Annotated in this window: 14 protein-coding genes; 4 read left to right on the top strand and 10 right to left on the bottom strand. The window is 64.3% G+C overall.

Translation table 11 applies throughout. The annotated features are described in order from the left end of the window. Positions 1 to 64: 64 nt before the first annotated feature. From ABE456_RS22595 to ABE456_RS22575, 5 genes are all read right to left on the bottom strand, one after another. A complete protein-coding gene (locus tag ABE456_RS22595) occupies positions 65 to 523 on the bottom strand; it encodes a GNAT family N-acetyltransferase (protein ID WP_346645912.1) in 459 nt (152 codons plus the stop codon). 109 nt (positions 524 to 632) lie between these two features. Beyond that, positions 633 to 1,451 carry an ethanolamine ammonia-lyase subunit EutC gene (gene eutC, locus ABE456_RS22590; RefSeq protein WP_346645911.1) on the bottom strand — a complete coding sequence of 273 codons (819 nt, stop codon included), beginning with the start codon at positions 1,449 to 1,451 and terminating at the stop codon, positions 633 to 635. An 8-nt stretch (positions 1,452 to 1,459) separates the two neighbouring features. After that, positions 1,460 to 2,854: an ethanolamine ammonia-lyase subunit EutB gene (locus tag ABE456_RS22585; protein WP_346645910.1), complete on the bottom strand. Its 1,395-nt coding sequence runs from the start codon at positions 2,852 to 2,854 to the stop codon at positions 1,460 to 1,462. 46 nt (positions 2,855 to 2,900) lie between these two features. After that, positions 2,901 to 4,349 carry an ethanolamine permease gene (eat, locus tag ABE456_RS22580; RefSeq protein WP_346645909.1) on the bottom strand — a complete coding sequence of 483 codons (1,449 nt, stop codon included), beginning with the start codon at positions 4,347 to 4,349 and terminating at the stop codon, positions 2,901 to 2,903. A gap of 191 nt (positions 4,350 to 4,540) precedes the next feature. Continuing rightward, positions 4,541 to 6,061, bottom strand: a complete 1,521-nt coding sequence (locus ABE456_RS22575) for an aldehyde dehydrogenase family protein (protein ID WP_201199891.1) — start codon at positions 6,059 to 6,061, stop codon at positions 4,541 to 4,543. A 254-nt stretch (positions 6,062 to 6,315) separates the two neighbouring features. On the opposite strand from ABE456_RS22575, the gene ABE456_RS22570 reads away from it, so the two are divergent. The 4 genes from ABE456_RS22570 to ABE456_RS22555 all read left to right on the top strand — a co-directional run bounded on the left by ABE456_RS22570 (position 6,316) and on the right by ABE456_RS22555 (position 10,615). Further along, positions 6,316 to 8,289 carry a sigma-54-dependent Fis family transcriptional regulator gene (locus ABE456_RS22570; RefSeq protein WP_346645908.1) on the top strand — a complete coding sequence of 658 codons (1,974 nt, stop codon included), beginning with the start codon at positions 6,316 to 6,318 and terminating at the stop codon, positions 8,287 to 8,289. Positions 8,290 to 8,355: 66 nt separating this feature from the next. Continuing rightward, positions 8,356 to 9,705 (top strand): UDP-N-acetylmuramate:L-alanyl-gamma-D-glutamyl-meso-diaminopimelate ligase, encoded by a 1,350-nt coding sequence (gene mpl, locus ABE456_RS22565; RefSeq protein WP_346645907.1) that lies wholly within the window; start codon positions 8,356 to 8,358, stop codon positions 9,703 to 9,705. Further along, the gene (ubiX, locus tag ABE456_RS22560; RefSeq protein ID WP_016715383.1) at positions 9,702 to 10,331 is read left to right on the top strand and encodes a flavin prenyltransferase UbiX; all 630 of its coding nucleotides are present in this window, start codon (positions 9,702 to 9,704) and stop codon (positions 10,329 to 10,331) included. Before mpl ends, ubiX begins: the two co-directional genes overlap by 4 nt. Next, positions 10,328 to 10,615, top strand: a complete 288-nt coding sequence (locus tag ABE456_RS22555) for a YceK/YidQ family lipoprotein (protein ID WP_346645906.1) — start codon at positions 10,328 to 10,330, stop codon at positions 10,613 to 10,615. The genes ubiX and ABE456_RS22555 overlap by 4 nt, the downstream gene beginning before the upstream one ends. 154 nt (positions 10,616 to 10,769) lie before the next feature. On the opposite strand, the gene ABE456_RS22550 is transcribed toward ABE456_RS22555, so the two are convergent. The 5 genes from ABE456_RS22550 to ABE456_RS22530 all read right to left on the bottom strand — a co-directional run bounded on the left by ABE456_RS22550 (position 10,770) and on the right by ABE456_RS22530 (position 16,691). After that, positions 10,770 to 11,414 carry an oxidoreductase gene (locus ABE456_RS22550; RefSeq protein ID WP_346645905.1) on the bottom strand — a complete coding sequence of 215 codons (645 nt, stop codon included), beginning with the start codon at positions 11,412 to 11,414 and terminating at the stop codon, positions 10,770 to 10,772. Positions 11,415 to 11,441: 27 nt separating this feature from the next. Next, positions 11,442 to 13,175 carry a C13 family peptidase gene (locus ABE456_RS22545; protein ID WP_346645904.1) on the bottom strand — a complete coding sequence of 578 codons (1,734 nt, stop codon included), beginning with the start codon at positions 13,173 to 13,175 and terminating at the stop codon, positions 11,442 to 11,444. Between the two features lie 273 nt (positions 13,176 to 13,448). After that, entirely contained in the window at positions 13,449 to 14,513 is a 1,065-nt protein-coding gene (locus tag ABE456_RS22540; protein WP_346645913.1) for a 2,3-butanediol dehydrogenase, read from the bottom strand. A 52-nt stretch (positions 14,514 to 14,565) separates the two neighbouring features. Beyond that, positions 14,566 to 15,672, bottom strand: coding sequence for an acetoin dehydrogenase dihydrolipoyllysine-residue acetyltransferase subunit (locus ABE456_RS22535; RefSeq protein ID WP_346645903.1), 1,107 nt, complete (start codon positions 15,670 to 15,672; stop codon positions 14,566 to 14,568). After that, complete coding sequence (locus ABE456_RS22530; protein WP_013970705.1) at positions 15,669 to 16,691, bottom strand: alpha-ketoacid dehydrogenase subunit beta; 1,023 nt, start codon at positions 16,689 to 16,691, stop codon at positions 15,669 to 15,671. Before ABE456_RS22530 ends, ABE456_RS22535 begins: the two co-directional genes overlap by 4 nt.

Raw genomic sequence — 16,691 nt, 5'->3', positions numbered from 1 at the left:
CCATAGGCCTGGAGGTAGTGGTTTCCTGTGGGAGCGGGTTTACCCGCGAAGAGGCCGGTACAGGTCAATCCTGGCTGATCGGCAGGATGTAGTTCTCGAACTCGGTGTCCTTGCGAAAGCCAATGGACTCATAGGTCTTGCGTGCTACTTCGTTACCGGCACTGGTCGAAACCCGCATGCGCACCGCGTTGGTTTCCCTGGCCATTTTCTTCGCCTCGCGCATCAGGTGGTCGGCCACCAGCATGCGCCGCGAATCTTCGGCCACGTAGATATCGTTGAGAATCCATACCCGCTTGAGCGACAGCGACGAGAAGCTCGGGTACAGCTGGCAGAAGCCCATCAACTTGGAATCGTCATCTTCCGGCAGCGCCAGGTAGATCACCGATTCCTCGCGCTCCAGGCGCTTTTCCAAAAAGCTGCGCGAGCTGTCGGGGTAGGGCAGCTGCCCGTAGAACTCACGGTATTTGACGAACATTGGCGTGAGCAGGTCGAGGTGTTCCAGGGTTGCCTTGATGATGCGCATGTGCGGCCCTCAGAGTCCATTTGGGGAAACGGCGGAATGCCTGCAGCTTTCAAGGCCATGCTGCCCCAATGCTGGCCATCAGCGCAATCCGCCTTCCGTGACATGTTCTTTAACCTTCGCCGAGCAGGAAGTTACCTCGCTGGGTGGGGGTATTTTCACTGTCGATGCTATGGACCTCGGCTTCGTCCTTCAAATTCACCCCGGAAAGCTGGCGCCGACAGGCTTCGCGCATCAAGTACAGCAGGCGATGCGCCGCCATGCCATAGCTCAGGCCCTCCAGGCGAATGTTGGAAATGCAGTTGCGGTAGGCATCGGTCAGGCCAACCTTGGGCGCGTAGGTGAAGTACAGGCCCAGGCTGTCGGGCGAACTGAGCCCAGGGCGTTCGCCGATCAACATCACCGTCATGCGCGCGCCCAGCAGTTCGCCGACCTCGTCGGCCACTGCCACGCGGCCCTGTTGTACCAGCACCACGGGGGCGCTGGTCCAGCCGTCGGCTGCGGCCTGCTCCTCGAAACGGGTCAGAAACGGCAGCGTGTGGCGATGAACGGCCAGGGCCGACAGGCCGTCAGCGACCACTATGGCCAGGTCCACCCCACCGGGGTTGGCCTGGGCATGCTGGCGCAGCGTGGCAATCGAATCTTCGTTCAGGCGCCGGCCCAGGTCCGGGCGCTGCAGGTATTGGTCGCGGTCGCTGGCAGCGCTGTGCAGCACCAGGCTTTCGCGCCTGCGGTCACTCAACTGGCTGGCCAGGCCGGCATGGTCGAAGGGCAAATGCACGGCATCTCTGGCCTGGGCATGGGCGAACTGGAAGTCCAGCTGCGCCCCGGTCGGCAGGCTGGTGCCGGCGCGGCCCAGGGCGATGCGCGCCGGGGTCAGGTTGCGCAGGGCCAGCCAAGGGTTGTCGGGGGTAGGCGTGCGGTGGTCCATGGTCATCCCTATGCAAGCTGTGCCAAGGCCTGGCGGAAGGCCGGCGGCAGGTTGTCACCAAAGCGTACCCGGCCATCGGCCTGGGTGAAGATGCCGGTGCGGGCCAGCCAGGCCTCGAATTCCGGCCCGGGCTTCAGCCCCAGGGTCTGGCGCGCGTACAGCGCGTCGTGGAACGAAGTGGTCTGGTAGTTGAGCATGATGTCGTCGGAGCCGGGGATGCCCATGATGAAGTTGATCCCGGCCACGCCCAGCAGGGTCAGCAGGGTGTCCATGTCGTCCTGGTCGGCCTCGGCGTGGTTGGTGTAGCAGATGTCGCAGCCCATCGGCACGCCCAGCAGCTTGCCGCAGAAGTGGTCTTCGAGGCCGGCGCGGATGATCTGCTTGCCGTTGTACAGGTACTCCGGGCCGATGAAACCGACCACGGTGTTGACCAGAAACGGCTTGAAGTGGCGGGCCACGGCATAGGCGCGGGTCTCGCAGGTTTGCTGGTCGACGCCATGGTGGGCGTTGGCCGACAGCGCGCTGCCCTGGCCGGTTTCGAAGTACATCAGGTTCTGCCCGAGGGTGCCGCGTTTCAGCGACAGACCCGCTTCGTAGCCTTCCTGCAGCACGTTGAGGTTGATGCCGAAGCCAGCGTTGGCCGCCTCGGTGCCGGCGATGGACTGGAACACCAAATCCAGCGGCACGCCCCGGTTGATCGCTTCGATCGAGGTGGTGACGTGGGTCAGCACGCAGGCCTGGGTGGGGATGTCGTAGCGCTGGATGATGGCGTCGAGCATTTCCAGCAGGGCGCAGATCGAGGCGATGCTGTCGGTGGCCGGGTTGATGCCGATCATGGCGTCGCCGTTGCCGTACAGCAGGCCGTCGAGGATGCTGGCGGCGATACCGGCTGGCTCGTCGGTCGGGTGGTTGGGCTGCAGCCGGGTCGACAGGCGCCCGCGCAGGCCCATGGTGCCGCGAAAGCGCGTGACCACGCGGATCTTCTGCGCCACCAGCACCAGGTCCTGCACGCGCATGATCTTCGACACCGCTGCAGCCATTTCCGGCGTCAGCCCGGGGGCCAGGGCGCGCAGGCTGTCTTCGTTGGCTTCCTCGCTGAGTAGCCAGTCGCGCAGGCCGCCGACGGTCAGGTGGCTGACCGGGGCGAAAGCCTGGGTATCGTGGCTGTCGATGATCAGTCGGGTGACTTCATCGGCTTCGTAAGGGATCAGCGCTTCGTTGAGGAAATGCGTCAGCGGAATATTGGCCAACGCCATTTGCGCAGCGACGCGCTCGCCGTCATTGCTGGCCGCGACACCTGCCAGGTAGTCCCCCGAACGTGCCGGGCTGGCCTTGGCCATCACTTCCTTGAGGCTGTCGAAGCGGTAGACCAGGTGGCCTACCGTGTGTACGAAACTTGCCATACAGACTCTCCAGAGCCGCGGGCTGCCCCGCGGCGGGTGGCGGCGATCAGTGCAAGGCCTCTTCGGCCTTCTGGATCGCGGCGAATTCCTCTTCCGGTGTGCCCGCTACCAGGTGGTGGCGGCTGTAGAAAGCAAAGTAGGCAATTAATACCGCATAGATCACTGCGGCGCCAATCACCACGCGCGGGTCGACCAGGAAGCCGGCGACCACGGCGATGCACGCCAGCACCAGGGCCAGGCCGGAAGTGAAGATGCCGCCAGGGGTGCGATACGGGCGCTCCATCTTCGGCCGGCGGATACGCAGGGTGATGTGCGCGGCCATCATCAGCACGTACGACAGGGTTGCGCCGAACACGGCCACCAGGATCAACAGGTCGCCCTGGCCGGTCAGCGACAAGGCAAAGCCGATGATGCCTGGAATGACCAGGGCCAGTACCGGCGCCTTGCTCTTGTTGGTTTCCGACAGTTTGCGCGGCAGGTAGCCGGCGCGGGACAGGGCGAAGATCTGCCGGGAATAGGCGTAGATGATCGAGAAGAAGCTGGCGATCAGGCCGGCCAGGCCGACCAGGTTGACGAAGCTGCCCATCCAGGTGGAACCACCGTAGGCCTTGGCCAGCGCTTCGACCAGCGGATTGCCGGATGCTTTCAGCGCTTCGGAGCCGGCACCGCCAGGGCCGACCACCAGGATCAGCAGGGCGAAGGCCAGCAGTACCAGCATGGCGCCAATCAGGCCGCGTGGCAGGTCACGCTTGGGGTTCTTGGTTTCTTCGGCGGCCAGTGGCACGCCCTCTACGGCGAGGAAGAACCAGATGGCATAGGGGATTGCCGCCCACACGCCGACATAGCCGAATGGCAAGAAGCTGCTGGCACCGACCGCGTCTGTTTTGGCGATGTCGAACAGGTTGGCTGCATCAAAATGGGGCACCATGGCCACCAGGAACACCGCCAGGGCAATGGCGGCGATGGCGGTGATGATGAACATCAGCTTCAGCGCTTCACCCACACCAAAGATGTGGATGCCGATAAACACCACGTAGAACGCCAGGTAGATCATCCAGCCGCCGATGCCGAACAACGACTGGCAGTAGGCACCAATGAAGGTGGCGATGGCTGCGGGGGCGATGGCGTATTCGATCAGGATCGCCGTGCCGGTGAGGAAGCCGCCCCATGGGCCGAAGGCACTGCGGGCAAAGCCATAGCCGCCGCCTGCGGTGGGGATCATCGATGACAGCTCGGCCAGCGAGAAGCACATGCACAGGTACATGGTGGCCATCAGCAAGGTAGCGAGGAACATGCCGCCCCAGCCGCCCTGGGCCAGGCCGAAGTTCCAGCCGGCGTAGTCGCCGGAGATGACATAGGCCACGCCCAGGCCGACCAGCAGCACCCAGCCGGCGGCGCCTTTTTTCAGTTCACGTTGCTGGAAATAGTCCGAGCCGACTTTTTCGAAGTCGACAGAAGAGCCTGCCGGCGAGCCGGCGGAATGATCGCTTGGCATAGTTTCACCTGTTGTTTTTCTTGGTGGCCGGAGGGGTTCCGGGCCGATGGTGATGGGTACTGCAGGAAGCGAGCCAGAGCGGCTGGTGCACGGTTGCCGCTCTGGGTTTTGTGTAATGCAGGTCTGGCCTCTTCGCGGGTGAACCCGCTCCCACAAGGAGACGCGATCCCTGTGGGAGCGGGCGACGCGGTTTAGAAGAAGCCCAACGGGTTGATGTCGTAGCTCACCAGCAGGTTCTTGGTCTGCTGATAGTGGTCCAGCATCATCTTGTGGGTCTCACGCCCAACCCCGGACTTCTTGTAGCCACCGAACGCGGCATGCGCCGGGTACAGGTGGTAGCAGTTGGTCCACACGCGGCCAGCCTTGATCCCGCGGCCCATGCGGTAGGCACGGTTGATGTCGCGGGTCCACACCCCGGCACCCAGGCCGAACTCGGTGTCATTGGCAATCGCCAGCGCTTCGGCTTCGTCCTTGAAGGTGGTCACGCTCACCACTGGGCCGAAGATTTCTTCCTGGAACACTCGCATGCGGTTGTTGCCCTTGAGCAGGGTCGGCTGGATGTAGTACCCGGTGGCCAGCGAGCCTTCGAGTTTTTCCACCTTGCCGCCGGTCAGTAGCTCGGCGCCTTCCTTCTGGGCGATGTCGAGGTACGACAGGATTTTCTCGAACTGCTGCTGCGAAGCCTGGGCGCCTACCATGGTGTCGGTGTCCAGTGGGTCGCCGCGCTTGATCTGCAGCACCTTCTTCATCACCACTTCCATGAACTGCGGGTAGATCGACTCCTGTACCAGTGCCCGCGATGGGCAGGTGCACACCTCGCCCTGGTTGAAGAACGCCAGCACCATGCCTTCGGCGGCCTTCTCGATGAAGCTTGGCTCGGCTTGCATGATGTCTTCGAAGTACACGTTCGGCGACTTGCCACCCAGCTCCACGGTGGACGGGATGATGTTCTCGGCTGCGCATTTCATGATGTGCGAGCCCACCGGGGTCGAGCCGGTAAAGGCGATCTTGGCGATGCGCTTGCTGGTGGCCAGTGCTTCACCGGCTTCGCGGCCATAGCCCTGCACCACGTTGAGCACGCCTTTTGGCAGCAGGTCACCGATCACTTCCAGCAGCACGGTGATGCCCAGCGGGGTCTGCTCGGCCGGCTTGAGCACCACGCAGTTGCCGGCGGCCAGGGCCGGGGCAAGCTTCCAGGCGGCCATCAGGATCGGGAAGTTCCACGGGATGATCTGCCCGACCACGCCCAGCGGCTCGTGGATGTGGTAGGCCACGGTGCCTTCGTTGATTTCGGCGGCGCCGCCTTCCTGGGCGCGGATGCAGCCGGCGAAGTAGCGGAAGTGGTCAACCGCCAGCGGGATGTCGGCATTGAGGGTTTCGCGGATTGGCTTGCCGTTGTCCCAGGTCTCGGTAATGGCCAGCAGTTCGAGGTTCTGTTCGATACGGTCGGCGATTTTCAGCAGTACGTTGGAGCGGTCCTGCACCGAGGTACGGCCCCAGGCGTCGGCTGCGGCGTGGGCGGCGTCGAGCGCTTTATCGATGTCTTCGGCAGTAGAGCGGGGGAATTCAGCGATCAGCTTGCCATTCACCGGGGAGGTATTTTCGAAATACTGGCCCTTTACCGGAGGAACGAACTCACCACCGATGTAGTTGCCGTAGCGGCTCTTGAAGGAAACCTTCGCGCCTTCGGTACCGGGATGTGCGTAACGCATGGTGTGTCTCCTGGCTATTGTGTTTGTTAGGGAGTTGAGAAGCGTAGAGCAAAGGTTGGGCCAGCGTTGGCGGCACCAGGCAAATCAATGGCTTGGAGCAGTTTCCAGCGGCTGGCCAGCGGCTGCTGTGCCGGCGCTGGTACGTGCTGGGTGACACTTTGTGCCATTTGCGACACGTCACAGGCGGGTGCATTGCAAAGCCTTCCCGGGTGGAGGATGCTGGCGGGACTCTCTATCTGCGGAGAACTACAACAATGCAGAGCAATCATTTCAGTCGCCATGCCCAGCAAGTTCACAGCGTCGCCCATGGTGGGGCCGGGGAAAGCGGCAGTGACCCGTCCATCGCCCGTTCCTGGCTGCGCTGCCTGGAGGACTACCACCTCGACCCTGCGGTGATCGAGGCGCCGGTGGTGCTCGAACACGGGCGCCTGCTGGAAAGCCGCGAGCGCCTGCGCCAGGTGCTGCAAATTGCCGACCATGAAATGAACAGCCTGCACCAGCAGCTTTCCGGGGCTGGCCACGCGGTGTTGCTGACCGACGCCCGTGGGGTGATCCTCAATTGCGTCAGTGCGCCCACCGAGCGGCGTAGCTTTGAACGTGCCGGGCTATGGCTGGGTGCCGACTGGAGCGAGGCGCGCGAGGGCACCAATGGCATCGGCACCTGCCTGGTCGAGCGCCAGGCGCTGACCATCCACCAGAACGAACACTTCCGTGGCCGCCACACCGGCCTGACCTGTTCGGCCAGCCCAGTGTTCGACCCGCATGGCGAGCTGCTGGCGGTGTTGGACGTGTCCTCGGCGCGGCCCGATGTTTCCCGGCAAAGCCAGTTTCACACCATGGCGCTGGTCAACCTGTCGGCGAAGATGATCGAAAGCTGCTATTTCCTGCGCCATTTCGAGCAGCAGTGGTTGCTGCGTTTTCACCTGCAGGCCGAGTCGGTTGGCCTGTTCAGCGAAGGCCTGCTGGCGTTTGATGGCGACGGGCGCATCTGCGCGGCCAACCAGAGCGCGCTGAACATGCTAGGCACTGTACGCGGTGGCGTGCTGGGAAAACCGCTGGAACGCTTTTTTGCCTGCAGCCATGACGAGCTGTTCAGCCGCGCCACACCCGGTGGCAGCACCGCCTGGCCGCTGCGCACCCTGGACGGCCGCCAGGTGTTTGCCAGCCTGCGGGGCCAGGCGCGGGCGCCGGTGTGGTCGGTGCCCGCCGCCCAGCCACGGCCCGCGCGCGAAGTGGAGCCGCTGGTGTGCCTGCTCGACCCGGCGTTGCAGAACGATTTCCGCCGCAGTGTGCGGGTGTTCGAACGCGATGTGCCATTGTTGCTGCGCGGCGAGACCGGCTGCGGCAAGGAGGCCTTCGCCCAGGCCGTGCATCAGGCCAGCGAACGGCGCAGCAAGCCGTTTGTCGCCATCAACTGCGCCTCGATCCCGGAGAGCCTGATCGAGAGCGAGCTGTTCGGTTACCGCGGCGGCAGTTTTACCGGTGCGCGCAAGGAAGGCATGCGCGGCAAGCTGTTGCAGGCCGACGGCGGCACTTTGCTGCTGGACGAAATTGGCGATATGCCGCTGAGCCTGCAAACCCGCTTGCTGCGGGTGCTGGAGGAGCGCCAGGTGGTGCCAATCGGTGGTGAGCCGCAGGCGGTGGACGTGCGTATTGTCAGCGCCACTCACCGTGACCTGCTGGAGCGGGTGGAGCAGGGTAGTTTCCGTGAGGACCTGTATTACCGCCTGAATGGCCTGGAAGTGGCGTTGCCAGCGGTGCGCGAGCGCAGTGACAAGGCGCAGTTGCTGGACTTTTTGCTGCGCCAGGAGGCGCAGGGGCAACTGATCGACATCGAGCCACGGGCGCGGCAGGCACTGCTCGATTTTGCCTGGCCGGGCAACGTGCGGCAGATGCGCAACGTGCTGCGTACCCTGGTGGCGCTTTGCGAAGAGGCCCAAATTGTCTTCTCGGACCTCCCCGCCATCATCCGCGAGGGCTTTGCCCTCGATCGCCGGCAAGCCAGCTCCCACCTCGACCGCGTCGACTCCAAGCCATCCGCAATCCCTGTGGAAGCTGGCTTGCCGGCGATAGGGCCGGCCCTGTTGGAGGATGCTGAGCGCCATGCGCTGCTGGCAATCCTGGAGGCAAAACACTGGCACCTCACCCGTGTCGCCGAGCACTTGGGCATCAGCCGCAATACCTTGTATCGAAAACTGCGCAAACACGGCATCACCAGGGCCGACTGAGCGAAACAGCGGGTGCGATTTGTCGCGCCCTGGGCTACCCTGCCTCGATGTTTTGCGAGGTCGACCATGCATATTCACATTCTCGGTATTTGCGGCACTTTCATGGGTTCGCTGGCGGTGCTGGCCAAGGAACTTGGCCACCGTGTCACCGGCTCGGACGCCAACGTCTATCCACCGATGAGCACCCAGCTCGAAGCCCAGGGCATCGAGCTGACCCAAGGCTATGACCCGGCCCAGCTGGACCCGGCACCTGACCTGGTGGTTATCGGCAACGCCATGTCGCGCGGCAACCCGGCGGTGGAGTACGTGCTGAACAAGGGCTTGCCCTATGTCTCTGGCCCGCAGTGGCTGGCCGACCACGTGCTGCAAGGCCGCTGGGTGCTGGCCGTTGCCGGTACCCACGGCAAGACCACCACCAGCAGCATGTTGGCCTGGGTGCTGGAGCACGCCGGCATGAGCCCGGGCTTCCTGATTGGCGGTGTGCCGCAGAACTTCTCGGTGTCGGCCCGTCTGGGCAACACGCCGTTCTTCGTGGTGGAAGCCGACGAGTACGACAGCGCCTTCTTCGACAAGCGCTCGAAGTTCGTGCATTACCACCCGCGCACCGCGATCCTCAACAACCTTGAGTTCGATCACGCGGACATCTTCCCCGACCTGGCCTCCATCGAGCGGCAGTTCCATCACCTGGTGCGCACCATCCCCAGCGAGGGCCTGGTCATTCACCCGACCACCGAGCAAGCGTTGGAGCGGGTGATCGGCATGGGCTGCTGGACCCCGGTACAAACCACCGGCGAAGGCGGCCAGTGGCAAGCCCGCCTGCTCAGCCCCGACGGCTCGCGCTTCGAAGTGCTGTTCGACGGTGAAGCGCAAGGCGTGGTGGACTGGGCGCTGACCGGCCAGCACAACGTCGCCAACGCCCTGGCTACCCTGGCAGCCGCCCGCCATGTCGGCGTGGTGCCGGCCATGGGCATCGAGGGCCTGAGCGCCTTCAAGAGCGTCAAGCGGCGCATGGAGAAGGTCGCCGAGGTACAAGGCGTGACCATCTACGATGACTTCGCCCACCACCCGACCGCCATCGCCACCACCCTCGATGGCCTGCGCAAGCGCGTTGGCGAGGCGCCGGTGATTGCGGTGATCGAGCCACGCTCCAACTCGATGAAGTTGGGTGCCCACCGTGATGGCCTGCCGGAAAGCGTCAATGACGCCGACCAGGTGATCTGGTACGCCCCGGCCAACCTCGGCTGGGACCTGGCCGCTACCGCCGCGCAATGCAAGGTGCCGAGCGTAGTGGCAGACAGCCTCGACGCGATCATCGAGCGGGTCAAGGGCCAGGCCCGCCCAGGCACCCACGTGGTGATCATGAGCAACGGTGGCTTTGGCGGCCTGCACGGCAAGCTGGCCGAGGCGCTGAAGTGAGCGGGCCGGAGCGCATCACCCTGGCCATGACGGGCGCCTCGGGCGCCCAGTATGGCTTGCGCCTGCTCGATTGCCTGGTACGCGAAGACCGCGAGGTGCACTTCCTGATCTCCAAGGCCGCGCAGTTGGTAATGGCCACCGAGACCGACGTGCTGCTGCCGGCCAAGCCCCAGGCAATGCAGGCATTCCTTACCGAATACACCGGCGCTGCCGACGGGCAGATCCGTGTGTATGGCAAGGAAGACTGGATGTCGCCGGTGGCCTCGGGTTCCGGCGCCCCAGCGGCGATGGTGGTGGTGCCCTGTTCCACTGGCACCTTGTCGGCAATTGCCACCGGTGCCTGCAACAACCTGATCGAACGCGCTGCCGACGTTACCCTCAAGGAGCGTCGCCAGCTGATTCTGGTGCCACGCGAAGCACCGTTCTCCACCATCCACCTGGAGAACATGCTCAAGTTGTCGCAGATGGGCGCGGTGATCCTGCCGGCGGCGCCGGGCTTCTATCACCAGCCACAGACCATCGACGACCTGGTCGACTTTGTCGTGGCGCGCATTCTCAACCTGTTGAACATTCCCCAGGACATGTTGCCGCGTTGGGGCGAGCACCACTTCGGGGTGGATGATTGAAGCGAGCGCTGGCGGGCTTGCTGGCGCTTGGGCTGCTCAGTGGCTGTGCCACGGTGCGCACGCTGGATGCCAATAAACCTGGGGCGCCGGTGGTGTATGCCGGTACCCGGTTGGATTTGTATGTAATCAATGGTGGCTGCTGCCCGCGGGATCGTTACGGGGCTGAAGCGCCAGCGTACCCGGGGCTGGACCTGCCCGGGAGCATGTTGCTCGATACCCTGCTGCTGCCATTGTCCTTGCTGACCGCCGCCGGTATAGGCTTCCAGGCCACTGGCGGCCTGTGAGGGATTGCACGGTCCTGTGGGAGCGGCCTTGTGTCGCGAAAGGGCCGCAAAGCGGCCCCAGCAATGGTTGTGCTAAAGCTGAAATCCGGGGGCCGCTGCGCGGCCCTTTCGCGACGCAAGGCCGCTCCCACAGGTACCGTGCAAAGCTTGAGGCTTACTTCTTGCCCAACCTGCGCAACTCATCCGACTCCACAATCCGTACCCCGTCTTCTTCCTCCAACGCCAAACGCCACAGCGCACGGGCCAAGGTACAAGCTTCGATCCCCCGGTACTTCCCTGGTATCAACCTGGAAAACGGCGAAACCAGCTGTTCACTCAGCCGCGGCTGAATCCGCTCACCCAGCAGCAACGATGGCCGCACGATGGTCAGCTGTGGCCAGTCCTGGGCCTTGAGCGCTTCTTCCATCTCGCCCTTGACCCGGTTGTAGAAAACCGACGACTTGGGGTCGGCGCCCACTGCACTGACTACCAGCAGATGCCGCGCCCCCATTTCCCGGGCACGTTTGCTGAAGGCTACCACCATGTCCAGGTCCACTGCGCGGAAGGCCGATTCGGAGCCGGCCTGTTTTAGCGTGGTGCCCAGGCAGCAATAGGCAATATCAACCCGCCCGGCCAGCTGCGGCAGAAACACCGCCGGGTCACCCACCGGGTTTTCCAGGTGCGGGTGTTCAGCCAGCGGCCGGCGGGTAGGTGCCAGCACGCGGGTGATGGTGGGCTCGTTGAGCAGGCGGTCGAGCAGGTGTTCACCGGTCAGGCCGGTAGCACCGGCAAGCAGGACATGCTGAGGCGTCAAATACATGATGTCTCTCCCTTGTTACACACAAGTCTAGTGGTTGGCCGGCGTTTCTGCCTGCGCCCTCACGTTGGCCTGTGCGGCATTACGCAATGCTTCTTCGGCCTGTTGCCGGCGCAGGTGCTGCCAGTGCTCAAGTACGCTCGGTGGCGCCCACAGCTGCGGTTCCGAAGCCTCGAAGCCTTCCCTTTGTTCTCTTTCGGCAACGCTGGCGCGCGCCAGTTCAAACGCCTGTTTCAGGTCGTCGGTCTGGTTCAGTGCTTCGGCGAACAGGGCGTCGCCAAAGTAGGTGAAGTCGGCTTCCTCCGAGCAACCGAAGGAAACGCGGTCGGTACGGGCGGCGGTCATGATCAGCGTGCGCTCATCCTTGAGCGGGGCAATATAGCCCCCTGAATAGCAGGCCGAGATGACGATTACCTTGTCGCGATCCTTCAGCGGCGCCAGGGCGGTGGCCAGTTCGTCGGAGGACAGGTCGGCCAGTTGCAGGCGTGGCTGGTCGAGCACCAGTTGATGGTCCGCGCTGCCATGGCTGGTGAGGTAGATGAACACCAGGTCTTCGGGGCCGCTGCGCTCGGCCAGGGTACGGGCGGCGCGGGTGAGGGTCTCGCGGGTGGCCATGGGGCGGGTGGCCATGTGATCGCGGTGGTTGACCAGGGTCACCTGGCCGCGGGCGCCAAAGCGCACCTTGAGCATGTTGCTGACGTAGTCGGCTTCGCGCAGGAACACGCTTTGCTGGCCATCGCCGGCCACTACCAGGCTGTACAGCTGGATCGGCGGCGCCGATTGTGGCACCCGGGCCAGCGCCTCTTCCAGCAGCCGGCCTTGGTTGAGCAGGGCCAGGTCCAGCGGGTCGGGCAGCAGCTTGCCTTTCTGGTCGCGTACGCGCACGCCGTTGGCCCAGGTGCCACTTTCGACCTTGCCGCTGGGCAGGATCAGCCGCCCTTGGCCATGGTAGGCGTCGTTGAGGAAGCCACCGATGTACTTGCTGCCGTCAGCCAGTTGCAGGCTGCCCTGGCCCGACAGGCGCCAGTCGGCGAAGGTGCCCTTGTAGTGGCTGCCATCGCTGCCCAGCAGTTCGCCTTCGCCAATCAGCGAGCCGTCCTTGAACTCACCGATCCACACGTCGCCATCGGCGTTCTCGTAGCGACCACGGCCCTCCAGGCGGTTGTCCTTGAACTCACCGATGTACTGCTCGCCGTCGACGCTGTCGTAGGTGCCACTGCCTTGCAGTTGGCCGTTGATGAAGTGGCCGCTGAACTGGTTGCCACTGGCATCGCTACGCACCCCGGCGCCGTTGGGCTTGCCCTTGGCGAACAGGCCCTGGTAGCGGCTGCCGTCGGCCAGCTCCAGCTCGCCGGCACCCTCGTACAGGTCGTTCTTGAACTGGCCGCGGTAGGTCTGGTCGGCTTGCTTGAGGGCGCCTTCGCCATCGCGGCGGCCATGGTTGAAGGTGCCGGCATAGTGGCTGCCCGGGGTGGTCAGGTCGCCCAGGCCCTGGAACAGCCCCGCAGCGAACTGGCCACGGTACACCTCGCCATTCTGGCCATGCCATTCGCCCTGGCCATGCCATTGGCCGTCCTTGAAGCTGCCGGCGTACCAGCTTCCATTGGGGTAGTCGATGCGGCCCTCGCCCTGCAACAGGCCATCGACCACCTGGCCCCGATATCGCCCGCCGTCAGGCAGGCGCGCGTCCGGCGGGAGCAGCGATTCGCCATCGCCACAGGCGGCGAGCATCAGGACCAGGGTGATGGGGAGCAGTAGACGCATGGCGAAGACCGGGCAATAGGTCTGCCGAGTATGACGCAGAATGGGATCCTGAGACAGCGAACGCATGTGCGGGCGCTCCTACAGGATTTGCGCCACCCTTGAGCCTTGTGCAGTACCTGGGGACACCTGTCTTGCCAAAAGACTAAAAGCTGGCGCGGTCCCTGTGGGAGCGGGTTTACCCGCGAACACCGGCGAAGCCGGTGCCATCCACCGAGTCGCCTGCTTCGCGGGCACGCCCGCTCCCACAGGTTCCGCATTGCCTTTGAGGTGCAATCAGCTCACGCCCGGCGAAACGATGATCTTTACGTTCTCCTCCTTGTTGTTCACCAACTCCTCAAACCCCAGCTCGACAATCTGCTCCAACCCGATCCGCCCGGTTACCAACGGGCGAATGTCCAGCCGCCCATCGGCGATGAAGGCAATCACATCGGCAAACTCGCCGTTGTAGGCCAACGCCCCCAGCACCTGCTTCTCGGTAGACACCAATTCAAAGAAGTTGAACTCGCTAGGCTCTTCAAATATGCCCACCAACACGCACTTGCCCGCCTTGCGGATGGTATCGATGGCCAGCTTGGCCGTGTGCTTGTTGCCGATGCACTCAAAGCTCACATCCGCCCCCAGCCCGGCGGTGAGTGCGCGAATCTCTGCCAGGGCATCGCACTGGCTGGGGTCGAGCACCACGCTGGCGCCGACTTCCTTGGCCTTGGCCTTGCGTGCCGAGGACATTTCCAGGGCGATCACCTGCGCCGCCCCCGCAGCCTTGGCGCACATGATGGTGCACAAACCGATGGTACCGGCACCGACCACCACCACCGTCTGGCCAAGCAGGCTGCCGGCCTTCTTCACCGCATGCATGCCCACCGCCAGCGGCTCGATCAGCGCCCCGGCCTCCGCCGGGAAACCCTGCGGCAGCCGGTACAGCAGGTTGGCGGGCACGTTGACCAACTCGGCGAAGGCGCCGTTGTTCATCAGGCCGGTGAAGGCCAGGCGCTCGCAGATGTTGTACAGGCCATGGGTGCAGTAGTAGCAGGTGCCGCAATGCTGGCAGGCGTCCGCGGCCACCGGGTCACCGACGGCAAAACCTTCCACGCCTTCGCCCAGCTTGGCGATCTGGCCGCAGAATTCGTGGCCAAGGATGCACTGGCCCTGGATGCCGGTCAGTGGATGCGGGGCCTCGACCGGGATGAACACCGGGCCGGCGACGTACTCGTGCAAGTCGGAGCCGCAGATGCCGCACCAGTCCACCTTGATCTGCACCCAACCTGGCGCGGGGTCAGCCGGCAGGGGTACCTGTTCGACGCGAATATCATTGCGGCCATGCCAGACGGCAGCGCGCATGTGGGTATGGCTCAGGTCATTCATGGTTGTTCTCCAGGCTCACGGAATGGGCTTAGTGCTTGCGCAGGAACGCGAGCAATTGCTGGTTGACCTGTTCGGCCGCCTCCATCTGCACCATGTGCCCCGCCTCCGGCAGCACCAACACTTCAGCCTCCAGCCCCTCGGCGTGGCTGGCCGGGATGATTGCGTCCTTGCCGCCCCACACCACCAGTGCCGGGTGTTGCCCCAGCACCCCGCGCAGGTCGTGGCGCTGCCGGTCGCCGTCGGCGATGGCCGATGCCAGCAAGCGCAACGCTTCGTCCACCCCCTCCAGGCGCTTGAACTTGAGCATGTCTTCCAGCATTTGCCGGGTGACTAGCGCAGGGTTGGCAAACAGCTGCACCATCTGCGGCTTCAGCGCATTGCGGTTGGCTGCGCTGACAAAACCTTGCAAGTACTGCCCGTTGATCGCCTCGCCCAGCCCGGCGCTGGCCACCAGGCTCAGGCTGGCCACGCGTTGCGGCACCATGCGCGCCACGTTCAGGCTGACTGCACCACCCATGGAATGGCCCGCCAGATGCGCCTTGGCGATGTCCAGGTGGTCAAGCAGGGCCAGCACGGTTTCACTCAGCTCATCCAGGTCACCCCGCTGCAGGGCCTTGGCCGACTCGCCATGCCCCGGCAGGTCGAGGGCGATCACCCGGCGCTCGGCAGCCAGGGCCGGGTGGTTGAACAGCCAGTTGTTCAGGTCGCCACCAAAGCCGTGCACCAGCACCAGCGGCGTGCCGCCTTCGCCCAGTTCGAACCAGCGCAACAGGCGACCACCCACTTCCGCCTTCTGCGGGACTGGGCCCTGGGCCTGGTCGGCGCCACCTTCGGCGACGAACTCGGCCTGGAAGCGCTGCACCACGGCATCGATCTCGGCTTCCTCGGCTTCGCCTTCCACCACCACCGCCAGCAGCGCGCCGACCGGCAGGGTTTCATCCGGTTTGGCCACCTGGCGGCGCAGCACGCCGCTGAACGGCGCTTCGACGCTACTGCTGATCTTGTCGGTCTCGACGTCGAGCACCTCGTCGCCCTTGTTGACTTCGTCACCTTCCTGCTTGAGCCAGGTGTCCACCCGGCCCTCGGTCATCGACAGGCCCCACTTGGGCATGGTCAGGGTATGGATCTGGCTCATGCGGCACTCCTTGCGGCTTCGATCACCTTGCGCACGGCAGCTTCGATCTTCGCCGCGTCAGGGATGTACAGGTCTTCCAGGGCATCGGAGAACGGCACCGGGGTGTGCGGCGCGGTGACCATTTCGATTGGGCCCTTGAGCGCGCCAAAGGCTTTCTGCGCCACCAGTGCGCTGATGTCGGTGGCCATGGAACAACGCGGGTTGGCTTCGTCGATCACTACCAGGCGGCCGGTCTTTTCCACGCTTTCCAGAATGCTGTCTTCGTCCAGCGGGCTGGTGGTACGCAGGTCCAGCACTTCGCAGTCGATGCCCTGGCGGGCCAGGTTGTTGGCGGCCTCCAGCGCCACATGCACCATGCGCCCGTAGGTGACCAGGGTCACGTCGTCGCCATCGCGTAGGAAGTTGGCTTCGCCGAACGGCACGGTGTACACCTCTTCCGGCACTTCGCCCTGCATGCTGTACAGCAGCTTGTGCTCGCAGAAGATTACCGGGTCGTTGTCGCGGATTGCCTGAATCAACAGGCCCTTGGCATCGTACGGCGAGGATGGGCAGACCACCTTCAGGCCGGGGATGTGCGTCCACAGCGAGGTGAGCATCTGCGAGTGCTGGGCCGCCGCGCGCAGGCCGGCACCGTACATGGTGCGCATCACTAGCGGGGTGACCGCCTTGCCGCCGAACATGTAGCGGAACTTGGCAGCCTGGTTGAGGATCTGGTCCAGGCAGCAGCCGGCAAAGTCGACGAACATCAGTTCGCATACCGGGCGCAGGCCCTGGGTGGCGGCACCGACAGCGGCGCCGACGTAGCCGATTTCCGACAGCGGCGCGTCGAGTACGCGGCCCGGGAACTGGTGGTACAGGCCTTTGGTCACGCCCAGCACGCCACCCCACGCGTCATCCTCGCCCGGGGCACCGGCACCGCCGGCAACGTCTTCGCCAATGATGAACACGGTGTTGTCGCGGCGCATTTCCTGGGCCAGGGCTTCGTTGATGGCCTGCTGGTAGCTGATCTTTCTTGCCAT

This window comes from Pseudomonas sp. TWI929, from assembly GCF_039673335.1.
In the GTDB taxonomy this organism is placed as follows: domain Bacteria; phylum Pseudomonadota; class Gammaproteobacteria; order Pseudomonadales; family Pseudomonadaceae; genus Aquipseudomonas.
This window is presented reverse-complemented; position numbering and strand designations above follow the sequence as displayed.